Annotated in this window: 9 protein-coding genes and 2 tRNA genes; 10 read left to right on the top strand and 1 reads right to left on the bottom strand. The window is 58.9% G+C overall.

Going from position 1 to position 12,567, the window contains the following annotated elements; translation table 11 throughout:
* Positions 1 to 954, bottom strand: a complete 954-nt coding sequence (trxB, locus tag GCM43_RS11940) for a thioredoxin-disulfide reductase (RefSeq protein WP_152244480.1) — start codon at positions 952 to 954, stop codon at positions 1 to 3.
* Between the two features lie 214 nt (positions 955 to 1,168).
* Here trxB and GCM43_RS11935 point away from each other — a divergent pair, with 214 nt between their 5' ends.
* The 10 genes from GCM43_RS11935 (at position 1,169) to GCM43_RS11890 (ending at position 12,538) form a co-directional block, all read left to right on the top strand.
* Positions 1,169 to 3,526 (top strand): DNA translocase FtsK, encoded by a 2,358-nt coding sequence (locus GCM43_RS11935; RefSeq protein WP_152244478.1) that lies wholly within the window; start codon positions 1,169 to 1,171, stop codon positions 3,524 to 3,526.
* Positions 3,527 to 3,535: 9 nt separating this feature from the next.
* Positions 3,536 to 4,177, top strand: coding sequence for an outer membrane lipoprotein chaperone LolA (lolA, locus tag GCM43_RS11930; protein ID WP_152244476.1), 642 nt, complete (start codon positions 3,536 to 3,538; stop codon positions 4,175 to 4,177).
* Positions 4,178 to 4,248: 71 nt separating this feature from the next.
* Positions 4,249 to 5,556, top strand: coding sequence for a replication-associated recombination protein A (locus GCM43_RS11925; protein ID WP_152244474.1), 1,308 nt, complete (start codon positions 4,249 to 4,251; stop codon positions 5,554 to 5,556).
* Between the two features lie 149 nt (positions 5,557 to 5,705).
* Positions 5,706 to 5,909, top strand: a complete 204-nt coding sequence (locus tag GCM43_RS11920) for a hypothetical protein (RefSeq protein ID WP_152244472.1) — start codon at positions 5,706 to 5,708, stop codon at positions 5,907 to 5,909.
* 93 nt (positions 5,910 to 6,002) lie between these two features.
* On the top strand, positions 6,003 to 7,292 hold the full coding sequence (gene serS, locus GCM43_RS11915; protein ID WP_152244470.1) for a serine--tRNA ligase: 1,290 nt from the start codon (positions 6,003 to 6,005) through the stop codon (positions 7,290 to 7,292).
* Between the two features lie 88 nt (positions 7,293 to 7,380).
* Positions 7,381 to 7,470, top strand: a tRNA-Ser gene (locus GCM43_RS11910).
* 598 nt (positions 7,471 to 8,068) lie between these two features.
* Positions 8,069 to 8,158: transfer RNA gene (locus GCM43_RS11905), tRNA-Ser, on the top strand.
* 148 nt (positions 8,159 to 8,306) lie between these two features.
* Positions 8,307 to 9,377, top strand: a complete 1,071-nt coding sequence (gene hisC / locus GCM43_RS11900; RefSeq protein WP_152244468.1) for a histidinol-phosphate transaminase — start codon at positions 8,307 to 8,309, stop codon at positions 9,375 to 9,377.
* Positions 9,378 to 9,400: 23 nt separating this feature from the next.
* Entirely contained in the window at positions 9,401 to 10,270 is an 870-nt protein-coding gene (locus GCM43_RS11895; protein WP_152244466.1) for an NAD(P)-dependent oxidoreductase, read from the top strand.
* Positions 10,271 to 10,876: 606 nt separating this feature from the next.
* Complete coding sequence (locus tag GCM43_RS11890) at positions 10,877 to 12,538, top strand: ShlB/FhaC/HecB family hemolysin secretion/activation protein (RefSeq protein WP_226929454.1); 1,662 nt, start codon at positions 10,877 to 10,879, stop codon at positions 12,536 to 12,538.
* The last annotated feature ends 29 nt before the right edge of the window (positions 12,539 to 12,567 follow it).

Here is a 12,567-nt window from a genome sequence, read left to right as displayed (position 1 = left end):
TTACTCCTGGCCTTCCAGATAGCGCTGGGCGTCCAGCGCGGCCATGCAGCCGGTGCCGGCGCTGGTGATGGCCTGGCGGTAGATATGGTCCTGCACGTCGCCGGCGGCAAATACGCCCGGCACGCTGGTGGCCGTGGCCATGCCTTCGAGGCCGGTTTTGGTCTTGATATAGCCGTTGTGCATATCGAGCTGGCCTTCGAAGATGCCGGTGTTGGGCTTGTGGCCGATGGCGATAAACACGCCATGCACGCTCAACGACTCGATGCTGCCGTCGATGGTCGACTTGATGTTCAGGCCCGTGACGCCGCTTTCGGTGCCGGTCACTTCATCCAGAGTGTGGTTATATTTCAACACGATCTTGCCTTCGGCAACCTTGGCGTTCAGGCGGTCGATCAGGATGGCTTCGGCGCGGAACTTGTCGCGGCGGTGGATCAGCGTGACCTTGTTGGCGATATTGGACAGGTACAGCGCTTCCTCGACAGCGGTATTGCCGCCGCCGACCACGGCCACTTCCTGGTCGCGGTAGAAGAAGCCGTCGCAGGTGGCGCAGGCCGATACGCCGCGACCCATGAATTCGGACTCGGTCGGCAGGCCCAGGTACTGCGCCGAGGCGCCGGTGGCGATAATCAGCGTATCGCAGGTGTATTCATGGCTGTCGCCTTTCAGGCGGATCGGCTTTTCATTGAGGAACGTGGTGTGGATATGGTCAAACACGATTTCCGTATTGAAACGCTCGGCGTGTTGCAGCAGGCGCTGCATCAGGTCCGGACCCTGTACGCCCATCGGGTCGCCTGGCCAGTTTTCCACGTCGGTGGTGGTCATCAGCTGGCCGCCCTGTTCCACACCGGTGACCAGCATCGGTTTCAGGTTGGCGCGGGCGGCGTAGACGGCAGCGCTGTAGCCGGCAGGGCCGGAGCCGAGAATCAGTACGCGGGCGTGTTTGGTAGTTGTCATGAGAGCTTCTCTATAATGGAATCTAAGCGAATTTGGGGGCAATCACGCCAGGCACAAGATGGTGTTGTTCTGACGCAAGCAATGCCTGATTATAGACCAAGGCGACCAAGCAGACGTATCGTGAGATGGTCTGGAGCTTATATGTCTTAGAATACTTGCTTATAATGGGAAATTCCCTGACAGAAACATTTTCCACCTTGCAGTACTTCCCAGAATGACTAAACCAGCCCAGGCCACTTCCAATAGCTATACCCGCAAACCGGTCGTCCGCCGGCCCCTGCCTAACCGGCTGGTACGGCTGCTGAGCGAGGCGCGCTGGTTCGCGCTGGCTGCCTTTGCGCTGTATTTCGTGCTGATACTGGCCAGCTTCAACAAGCTCGACCCGGGCTGGTCGCACGCCACCAGTGTCGACCGGGTCGCCAACTTGGGCGGCCGGCTGGGCGCGACTTTTTCCGATCTGCTGCTGTATATCTTCGGCTTTTCCGCGTGGTGGTGGTGCGTGTGGCTGCTGCGCACGGTCTGGAACGGCTACCGCCGGCTGAGCCGGCGCTTCCTGCTCGAGCAGGAGGAAGAGGTCGAGCGCGAACACCATATCGAGATGCTGATCCGCATTGTCGGCTTTTCCATCATGCTGATCGGCAGCATGGGCCTGGAATACCTGCGCATGGCCAAGAGCCTGCATGTGCAACTGCCGCGCGATCCCGGTGGCGTGCTGGGCCAGTTGGCCGGCCACAGCGCTCACGTGGCGTTCGGCTTTACGGGTGCAACCTTGCTGCTGCTGTTGCTGTTTGCCCTCGGTTTTTCGCTGTTTTTCCATGTGTCATGGTTGCAGGTGGCCGAGCGCATCGGCGCCACCATCGAAGGCACGTTCAACTGGTTTGTGCTGCGCTACCATGACCGTGAAGACCGCCGTCAGGGCGAAGTGGCGGCCGTACGCCGCGACGAGGCGGTGGTAACGGAGCGCGCCAAACATGTGGAGAAGCATGTGGCTGCGCCGCCGGTCAAGATCGAGCCGCAGGTGGTGACGGTCGTCAAGTCAGAGCGGGTGGAAAAAGAGCGCCAGACACAATTGTTTGAAGTCAATGGCGACGGCAAGCTGCCGCCGCTCTCCCTGCTCGACGAAGCGCCAACGGTGGTCGAAACCGTGTCGCTTGAAACGCTGGAATTTACCAGCCGCCTGATTGAAAAGAAATTGTCCGACTTTGGCGTGGACGCCAAGGTCGTGGCCGCTTACCCCGGCCCGGTGGTCACGCGCTATGAAATCGAGCCGGCCACGGGCGTCAAGGGCAGCCAGATCGTCGGCCTGGCGCGCGACCTGGCGCGGTCCTTGTCGCTGACCTCGATTCGCGTGGTGGAAACCATTCCGGGCAAAAACTACATGGCGCTCGAATTGCCCAACACCAAGCGCCAGATCGTGCGCTTGACCGAAATCCTCGGCTCCAAGGTGTATAACGACGGCGTATCGAGCCTGACTATTGCACTGGGCAAGGATATCGCTGGCAAGCCAGTGGTGGCTGACCTGGCCAAGATGCCGCACTTGCTGGTGGCCGGTACCACCGGTTCCGGCAAATCGGTGGGCATCAACGCTACCATTTTGTCGCTGCTGTACAAGGCCGATCCGCTCGATGTGCGGCTGATTCTGATCGATCCGAAAATGCTGGAAATGTCGGTGTATGAAGGCATTCCGCATCTGCTGGCGCCGGTGGTGACCGATATGCGCCAGGCCGGCCATGCGCTTAACTGGGCCGTCAACGAGATGGAGCGCCGCTACAAGCTGATGAGCAAGATGGGCGTGCGTAACCTGGCCGGCTATAACGCGAAGATTGCCGAGGCCGCCAAGCGCGAAGAACATATCCCGAACCCGTTCAGCCTGACGCCCGATTCGCCCGAGCCGCTGGAAAAACTGCCGACCATCGTGATTATCATCGACGAGCTGGCCGATCTGATGATGGTGGTGGGCAAGAAGGTGGAAGAGCTCATTGCGCGTATCGCGCAAAAGGCGCGCGCCGCCGGCCTGCACTTGATTCTGGCCACGCAGCGCCCATCTGTTGATGTGATTACCGGTCTGATCAAGGCAAATATCCCGACCCGGATTGCTTTCCAGGTGTCGTCCAAGATCGACTCGCGCACCATTCTCGACCAGATGGGCGCCGAAACGCTGCTGGGCATGGGCGACATGCTGTATATGCCGCCCGGCACCGGTTTGCCGATGCGCGTGCATGGCGCCTTTGTGTCCGATGATGAGGTGCACCGCGTGGTCAGCCATCTGAAGCTGCAGGGCGAGCCGAACTATATTGACGGCATCCTTGAAGGCGGCACGCTCGAGGGCGACGGTGCCGAAGGGGCGCCAGCCGGCGAGGGCGGTGGCGAAGCCGACGCGTTGTACGACCAGGCCGTGGCGGTGGTGCTGAAAAACCGCCGCGCTTCGATTTCGCTGGTGCAGCGGCATTTGCGGATCGGCTACAATCGTGCCGCGCGCCTGCTTGAACAGATGGAAAACAGCGGCGTGGTGTCATCCATGCAGTCCAATGGCAACCGGGAAATCCTGGTGCCGGCTACCAGTAGCGAATAAAGGTACAAGATGCAGAAAAACTCAATCAGACAAATCGTTTTGGGCGTGGCCGGTCTGGTACTGGCCGCCGGCGCCTCGGCCAGCGCGCTGGAGCAATTCAAGGCGTTCGCCGCCGGCACCAAATCGGCCAAGGGTGACTTCGTGCAGCGCCAGGTGAAAAAAACCGAGGCCGGCTCGAAAACCAAAACATCGACCCCGGCCAGCGGTACGTTTGAATTTGCCCGTCCAGGCAAGTTCATCTGGACTTACAAGAAGCCCTACGAGCAGCTGCTGCAGGCCGATGGCGACAAGCTCTATATCTACGACAAGGACCTGAGCCAGGTGACGGTCAAGAAACTGGGCGATGCTTTAGGCTCCTCGCCGGCCGCCATCCTGTTTGGCAGCAACGACCTGGAAAAGAATTTCACGCTGGCCGAGGCCGGCACGCGCGACGGCCTGGAATGGCTGAAAGCCACGCCCAAGGCCAAAGACACCACGTTTGACGAAATCAATATCGGCCTGCGCAATGGCACGCCGGAAGCGATGGAACTGCGCGACTCGTTCGGCCAGACTTCGGTACTGTCGTTTGGCAACTTCCAGAAAAACCCGTCGCTGCCAGCCGATCACTTTAAATTTGTCATGCCCAAAGGCGCCGACGTCATCAATAATTGATCCTGCCGCAACCGGCGTATCAAGCGGCCTCGCAGCGATGCGGGGCTTTTGTATTCTTACGGGGTAATCTTATGGCTGACCTGTTTTCCACCGAACCGCGCCAGCCGCTGGCCGAGGCACTGCGCCCGAAAACGCTCAATGAAGTGATCGGTCAGACCCATCTGCTGGGCGTCGGCAAGCCGCTACGCCTGGCATTTGAAGCCGGCAAGGCCCATTCGATGATCTTGTGGGGCCCGCCAGGCGTGGGCAAGACCACGCTGGCGCGCCTGATGGCCAATGCTTTCGACAGCGAATTTATTGCCCTGTCGGCCGTGTTTGCCGGCGTGAAAGATATCCGCGCCGCGATGGACCAGGCGCGCCATAATCTCGACCAGTTCGGTAAGCATACCTTGCTGTTTGTCGACGAGATTCACCGTTTTAATAAATCGCAGCAAGATGCGCTGCTGCCGTTTGTCGAGTCGGGCCTAGTCACGTTTATTGGCGCCACCACCGAGAATCCGAGCTTTGAAGTCAATTCGGCGCTCTTGTCACGCGCGCAGGTGTATGTGCTGGAATCACTCAATGATGACGAGATGCGCCAGCTGCTGGCCAAGGCACAAGGCTCAGCCCTGCAGCACCTGGAATTCGATGCGCAAGCAGCCGATACCCTGATCGGCTACGCCGACGGCGATGCGCGGCGCTTTCTCAACCTGCTCGAACAGGCCGAGACGGCCGCCAGTTCGACCCGCACCACCAAAATCGACGCGGCCTTTGTCGACAATGCATTGACGCTCAATTCGCGCCGTTTCGACAAGGGTGGCGACAATTTCTACGACCAGATCTCGGCGCTGCACAAATCGGTGCGCGGTTCCAACCCCGATGCGGCGCTGTACTGGTTCTGCCGCATGATCGATGGCGGCGCCGATCCGCGCTACCTGTCGCGCCGCATCGTGCGCATGGCCTGGGAAGATATCGGCCTGGCCGACCCGCGCGCGATGACCATGGTCAACGATGCAGCCGCCACCTACGAGCGGCTCGGTTCGCCCGAAGGCGAGCTGGCACTGGGTCAGGCGGTGATCTACCTGGCGATCGCCGCAAAAAGCAATGCCGGCTACAACGCCTTCAATACGGCCATGGCGTTCGTCAAGAAAGACAAGTCGCGCGAAGTGCCGGTGCATCTGCGCAATGCACCAACCAAACTGATGAAGGAACTGGGCTACGGCCACGCCTACCGCTACGCGCATGACGAGCCTGACGCCTATGCGGCTGGCGAGACCTATTTCCCCGATGGCATGCCGGAGCCAGGCTGGTACAAGCCGGTACCGCGCGGCATGGAAAGCAAGATCGCCGACAAGCTGGCCTGGCTGCGCGAACTCGACCGCAAGGCGGGCAAAGGCTGACCGCCGTTTCGCTTCAATCCGCATTTTTTACCGTTCGCGCCGCGTTTTTTGCGGCTGGTCGCAAGCTGGTGGAATTGGCAAGGGCAGCTGGTTAAAGTAACACCATACCAGCTGCACTCAAGCAGTCAAACCCACCAGGAGAACCGATCATGAACGCACTGAAAAACATGGAAATCACCTTTATCGCCGCCGCTACCCTGGCCATTGCCGCCAGCTTCGCCAGCGCCGATGCACGCACCGTCGATGTCGCCGCCAGCAGCGCTCTGGTAGCCCAGGCAGCCGACAGCAGCATGCCGGTGGTGACCGTCAGCGCACGCCGCCTTTCTGCCGAAGAGAAAGCCGCAATGATCTGATTGGTGTTGCTGCACTGCCTGCAAAACACATAATGAAGTGAACGGGTCGCGGTACAATGGCTGTTTTCGATACACCAGCACCGACACGCACCCATGATAGATATCCAATTACTCCGTAAAGACATCGACACCGTTGCCGCCCGTCTGGCAACACGCAAGTTCAAGCTCGACGTGGCCGCCTTCAGCGCCCTCGAAGCCGAACGCAAGGCGATCCAGACGCGTACCGAAGAACTGCAGGGCAAGCGCAATGCGCTGTCCAAGCAGATCGGCATGTTGAAAGGCAAGGGCGAAGATACCTCGGCCGTGATGGCACAAGTATCGGGCCTGGGCGATGAACTCAAAGCCGATGAAGCCGCCCTGAGCCTGGTGCAAGCCAAGCTGAGCGACTTCATTATGGCGGTACCGAACCTGCCGCACGAGTCGGCGCCGGTCGGTGAAGACGAAGCGGGCAACGTGGAAGTGCGCAAGGTCGGCACGCCGCGCAGCTTTGATTTTGAAGTCAAGGACCATGTCGACGTCGGCGCCCCGCTGGGCCTGGACTTTGAAGTGGCCACCAAACTGACCGGTTCGCGCTTTTCGGTGATGAAGGGCGGCATTGCCCGCCTGCACCGCGCGCTGGCGCAGTTCATGCTCAATACGCACGTTGACGAGCATGGCTACACCGAATGCTATACCCCATACATGGTCAACGCCGATTCGCTGCGCGGCACCGGCCAGCTGCCGAAATTCGAAGCCGACCTGTTCTCGGTGAAAAAAGGCGGCGCCGAAGGCGAGGGCGAGACCTTCTACCTGATCCCGACTTCGGAAGTCACGCTGACCAACCTGGCCCGCGATGAAATCCTGGCGGCCGACGCGCTGCCACTGAAAATGACCGCCCACACGCCATGCTTCCGCTCGGAAGCGGGAAGCTATGGGCGCGATACGCGCGGCATGATCCGCCAGCATCAGTTCGATAAAGTCGAGATGGTGCAGGTGGTGCATCCGGAAACGTCGTACCAGGTGCTCGACGAGATGGTCGGCCATGCCGAAACCATCCTGCAGCGCCTGGGCCTGCCATACCGCGTGATGTCGCTGTGCACCGGCGACATGGGCTTTGGAGCCACCAAGACTTACGACCTGGAAGTATGGTTGCCGGCGCAGAACACCTACCGTGAAATCTCGTCGCTGTCGAACTGCGAAGCCTTCCAGGCCCGCCGCATGCAGGCGCGCTTCCGCAACGCCGCCGGCAAACCGGAACTGGTGCACACACTGAACGGCTCCGGCCTGGCCGTGGGTCGCACGCTGGTGGCCGTGCTGGAAAACTACCAGCAGGCCGACGGCAGCGTCGAGATCCCGCAAGTGCTGCGCCCATACATGGGTGGCCTTACGCATTTGAAGCCATAAAATATCGCTTCCCTTTTCGCTGCGGGCTGCTATAATCTTGCCTTCTCGCAGCGATGTGAGGAAAGACCGCAATAGCGAAGCAGTACCTGGAGAGGTGGCAGAGTGGTCGAATGTACTTGACTCGAAATCAAGCGTACGTTAAATCGTACCGTGGGTTCGAATCCCACCCTCTCCGCCAGAACAAATAAAAGCTCCCGCAAGGGAGCTTTTTTATTTGTGTCGGCGGAGAGGAGCCCGCCCCCTGCGGGGCGGGCGCGTGGGATTCGAAGGGCTGGGCATATTTGCCCAGCCCTCTCCGAATCGCCCATTCTGCAGTTAAAAAAATCCCCCAAAGCGCGCAGCGCAAAGGGGATTTTTTTGGGGTAAAAGCCAAGATACCGAAAGGTTTGAGAGTCAAAGCAAGCATAATGCCGCTAAGTTAAATTTTTTCAGATATGCAAAGCCCTAAGACGAAAAACAGCGGGCCAGAGACGCGAGTCTGAGAAAATGCCGATGGCTGCGTTGCAGCTCCTCGCCGTACATTCGTACTGTCTTCGTCGCTGCGCCTTGCCCTCGACATTTTTCAGCCCCGCTTGGCCCGATGTTCCTGTGCCGGCGCCTGGAGTGCTGTCACCTTTGCTGGTGCGCTTGTCGAGCCGGTACGCCAACTTGGCGGCTTGAAGGTCAGGTCACAATGGTTGTGACCCAAAAAACCCTTCCATTTCCCCATCACCCCCTATATAATCTTGCCTTCTCGCAGCAATGCGCAGAAAGACCGCAACAGCAAAGCAGTACCTGGAGAGGTGGCAGAGTGGTCGAATGTACTTGACTCGAAATCAAGCGTACGTTAAATCGTACCGTGGGTTCGAATCCCACCCTCTCCGCCAGAATAAATAAAAAAGCTCCCGCAAGGGAGCTTTTTTTATTGGCCGCGATAAAAATCCCCAGGCATCTTCCCTCCTTGCACCTGCATGGCCTATGGTAATCTAGCTCTCGCTGCATTCCCACCCATCTTCCGACTTTCAAGTAAAAGCAATGAGCCGATTCTGGAGTAATATCGTCAGCGAGCTGACCCCGTATGTGCCTGGCGAGCAGCCTAAACTGCCTGGCCTGATCAAACTCAATACCAATGAAAATCCGTATGGTCCGTCGCCGCAGGTGCTGGCGGCCATCAGTGCGGCAGCCAACGAACAGCTGCGGCTGTATCCTGATCCTTCGGGGAGCGCGCTCAAGCAGACGCTGGCCGACTATCATGGCTTGAGCACGGCACAGGTGTTTGTCGGCAATGGCTCCGATGAAGTGCTGGCGCTGGCCTTTATGGCGCTGCTCAAGCACGAGGCGCCGCTGCTGTTTCCCGATATTAGCTACAGCTTCTATCCGGTCTACTGCAAGCTGTATGGCATCGACTATCGCACCGTGCCGCTCGACGAGACCATGCACATCCGTCCGCAAGACTACAGTGGTGCTTGTGGCGCAATTATTTTCCCGAACCCGAATGCGCCAACTGGCATTGGCCTGCTGCTCGATGGCGTCGAAGCGATGTTGCGCGCCCATCCCGATGCGGTGGTGGTGGTCGACGAAGCCTATGTCGACTTTGGCGCCGAGAGCGCGGCCAGCCTGGTTGAGCGCTATCCGAACCTGCTGGTGGTGCAGACCTTGTCCAAATCGCGTTCGCTGGCGGGCCTGCGCGTCGGTTTTGCGCTGGGCCACCCTGACCTGATCGAAGCGCTTGAACGCGTCAAGAACAGCTTCAATTCGTATCCGCTGGACCGCCTGGCGCTGGCTGGTGCGGCTGCCTCGTTCGAGGACGAGGCGTATTTCCAGCAGACCCGCGCCGCTGTGATCGCCAGCCGCGAACAGCTGACGCAGGAACTGGAGGGGCTGGGTTTCGAGGTGCTGCCGTCGCAGGCCAACTTCGTGTTTGCCCGCCATGACGCGCATGACGCGGCGCAACTGGCAGCAGCCTTGCGCGCCCGCTCGATTATCGTGCGCCATTTTACGGCGCCGCGCATCAGCCAGTATTTGCGTATCAGTATCGGTACCGGGCAGGAGTGCGCGGCACTGGTGCAGGCCTTGCGCGCGATCCTGCCGCAAGCGGACAACTGATTTTATTTCACAGGACGGACAAGATGGCAAAAGTAGCTTTTATCGGTTTGGGCGTGATGGGCTTTCCCATGGCAGGACACCTGTCCGCTGGCGGTCACGAGGTCACCGTCTACAACCGCAATCCGGCACGCGCTGCGGCCTGGCTCGAGCAGTACCAGGGCAAGAGTGCGCCCACGGCAGCCGAGGCCGTGCGCGATGCGCAGTTCGTGCTGACCTGCATCGGCAACGACAACGATCTGTACCAGGTGATACTGGAAGAGGGTGGCGTGCTGGCGGCGATGGCGCCGGGCAGCATCCTGATCGACCATACGACCGCTTCGGCCGAAGCGGCGCGCACCATTCATGCAGCAGCGCAGGCGCGCGGCGTGCCCTTTCTCGACGCGCCCGTTTCGGGCGGCCAGGCCGGCGCCGAGAATGGCAAGCTGACGGTGATGGTAGGCGGCGAGGCCGATGCCTACGCTAGCGCCGAGCCGGTGATGGCGCTGTTTGCGCGCGCCGTCACCCATATGGGCGCGTCCGGCTCCGGCCAGCTGACCAAGATGGTCAACCAGATATGCATCGCCGGCCTGGTGCAGGCATTGAGCGAGGGGATCGCCTTTGCCGAGAATGCCGGGCTCGATGCGTCACTGGTCATTGATGTGATTTCCAAGGGCGCGGCGCAGTCGTGGCAGATGGAAAGTCGCGGCAAGACCATGATCGAGCGCAAGTTCGACTTCGGCTTTGCGGTCGACCTGATGCGCAAGGACCTCGGTATCTGCCTGGCCGAAGCGCGCCGCAACGGCAGCGACCTGCCGGTGACCGAATTGACCGACCGGTTTTATGGCGAAGTCCAGCAAGCCGGCGGCAACCGCTTCGATACTTCCAGCCTGATTACCCGCCTTGGCCGCAAGTGAGCGCTACTTAATCAGCGCTGTTCAATAAAATCCATTCTCTGGCAGGCCAACGCGCCTGCCAGTTTTCTGCCGGTTTGCATGCCGCGCCCCTCTTCTTTTCCCTTCCCCCGTAGGCTTCACTTTTTTCAACCAGTCAGAAACCATCGGTTTGCGACTATCAGTAAATATTATTTATATATTTTAATATTTCAACAATGAATGAAAAACATATATTTATATAAATGTTTCTGAGGTAATTTGCTAAATAAAATATATTTTCAATGTGTAAAATTGTATTTTATATAATGGTATTCGTATGCGAATATTTTTTAAAATCTGAAAAACAACGCTATTTATGGCGCTAACGCTATATTTGTTGCGTAAAAAATACGGTCATTAGCTATTTATGCAATTTTCTTCAACTATCAAAGCGATTGTGATTATTCGATGGAGTTACTGGTTAGAAATACTTTAAGCTTTAAAGATAATCGATAAGTGTTGTCTTGCTAAATGTAACCGTAAGTAGTTATTGCTGTTTTCAAGATAATGCAAAGTAATGCTGAATTGATACGGTCAGATATCTGATAATTTGCATTGGCTAAGTGGCCTATGATTGAAAGGAACGTTGTGAGCGTCAACAAATTCATTCCGCTGGCTATGCTGGTCATGATAAATAATGCCTATGCAGTCGATCCACCGAATGCCGGTTCGCAATTGCAGCAGATTCCTGCTACGCCACAACTGAAAAAAGCCTTGCCCGAGATTCGCGTACAGCAGAACAATGCGCCCGCCAGCGTGGCTGGCGACACCACCCGCATTACCGTACAAAAACTGCGCATCGACGCGCCGCCCGTGTTTGCGGAAAGCGAACTGGTCGCCGCCAGCGGCTTTGTGCCCGGTAGCGAGCTGACGCTGGCCGAACTGCGCGCGCTGGCCAACCAGATTGCCGGCTACTACCAGCAGCGCGGCTACTTCCTGACCCAGGCGTATCTGCCGGCACAGGACATCAAGGACGGCGTGGTGCAGATTGCCGTGCTGCCAGGCCAGTATGGCCAGGTTACCGTGCGCAACCAGAGCCGGCTGTCCGATGGCCTTGCCAGCAATATCGTTGCCGGACTGGACGGGCAGGTGATTGCTACGGCGCCGCTGGAACGGCGTTTGCTGCTGCTGTCCGATATGCCGGGCGTGCAGGCCTCGTCCACGCTGGCGCCGGGCGCCTCGCTCGGTGCGTCCGATCTGTTTGTCGATTTGTTGCCCGGTTCGCGCGTCAATGGCAGCATCGATGCCGATAACCAGGGCAACCGTTATACCGGCCGCAACCGCATCGGTGCGACGCTCAACGTCAATGAGCTGGCCGGCATCGGCGACGTGGCCACCTTGCGTGCATTTACCTCGGCAGACGGCCTGAACTATGGCCGGCTGGCTTACCAGGGCCAGATCGGCGCTGGCCGCCTGGGCGCCGCCTATACCTATATGGACTACAAGCTGGGCAAGGAGTTTGCCGTGCTCGAAGCGAAAGGTACGGCCAAAATCGCCAGCGTATATGGCAGCTATCCTCTGATACGTTCGCGCGCGCACAATCTGTACCTGCAACTGAACTATGACAGCAAGAAATTCCAGGACAAGACCGAGTCGACCGGCAGCGTCAACGACAAGGACGCCCAGATCTGGATGCTCAACCTCAATGGCGACGTGCGCGACAGCTTTGGCGGCGGCGGCAGCAACACGTATTCGATGACCTACACCAACGGCAAGATCGATATCAAGACGCCGGACGCGCGCCGGATCGATCTGCTCACCGTCAAGACCCACGGCCAGTTCCACAAGCTGGGCGTGACCGGTGCGCGGGTGCAGGCACTGGCCGAGAATACGTCGCTGTTTGCGCTCGTCAATGCGCAATGGGCCTCGAAAAACCTCGATGTGTCCGAAAAAATGGGCCTGGGCGGCGTCGGTGGCGTGCGCGCCTATCCGGGTGGCGAAGCGTATGGCGACCAAGGCTATGTACTGAACCTGGAGCTGCGCCAGAACCTGACGGCGTTTACCGCTTTCCCGGGCCAGTTGCAACTGGTGGGCTTTGCCGATACCGGCACGGTCAAGCTCAACCGCGACGTCTGGAGCGCTGGCGAAAACCGCCGCACGCTCAGCGGTGCAGGACTGGGCCTGACCTGGGCCGGCGCCAATGGCCTGCTGCTCAAGACCTATTACGCACACAAGCTGGGCAACGCCAAGGCCACCTCGGCCCCCGATGCATCGGGCCGCTTCTGGCTGCAGGCCGTCAAGTATTTCTAATCCCAAAAAACACACTGTCGCCACTTTCA

It is taken from the genome of Janthinobacterium aquaticum, from assembly GCF_009208565.1.
Taxonomy (GTDB): Bacteria; Pseudomonadota; Gammaproteobacteria; order Burkholderiales; family Burkholderiaceae_D; genus Janthinobacterium.
The sequence above is the reverse complement of the archived record's forward strand: the minus strand, read 5'-3'. Positions and strand labels throughout refer to the sequence as shown.

What these genes read in the sequence shown, in the direction of transcription:
- GCM43_RS11895 (WP_152244466.1), top strand. Translation starts at nt 9,401, where the DNA reads ATGGCAAAAGTAGCTTTTATCGGTTTGGGCGTGATGGGCTTTCCCATG.
- GCM43_RS11925 (WP_152244474.1), top strand. Translation starts at nt 4,249, where the DNA reads ATGGCTGACCTGTTTTCCACCGAACCGCGCCAGCCGCTGGCCGAGGCA.
- serS (WP_152244470.1), top strand. Translation starts at nt 6,003, where the DNA reads ATGATAGATATCCAATTACTCCGTAAAGACATCGACACCGTTGCCGCC.
- hisC (WP_152244468.1), top strand. Translation starts at nt 8,307, where the DNA reads ATGAGCCGATTCTGGAGTAATATCGTCAGCGAGCTGACCCCGTATGTG.
- GCM43_RS11920 (WP_152244472.1), top strand. Translation starts at nt 5,706, where the DNA reads ATGAACGCACTGAAAAACATGGAAATCACCTTTATCGCCGCCGCTACC.
- GCM43_RS11935 (WP_152244478.1), top strand. Translation starts at nt 1,169, where the DNA reads ATGACTAAACCAGCCCAGGCCACTTCCAATAGCTATACCCGCAAACCG.
- trxB (WP_152244480.1), bottom strand. Translation starts at nt 954, where the DNA reads ATGACAACTACCAAACACGCCCGCGTACTGATTCTCGGCTCCGGCCCT.
- lolA (WP_152244476.1), top strand. Translation starts at nt 3,536, where the DNA reads ATGCAGAAAAACTCAATCAGACAAATCGTTTTGGGCGTGGCCGGTCTG.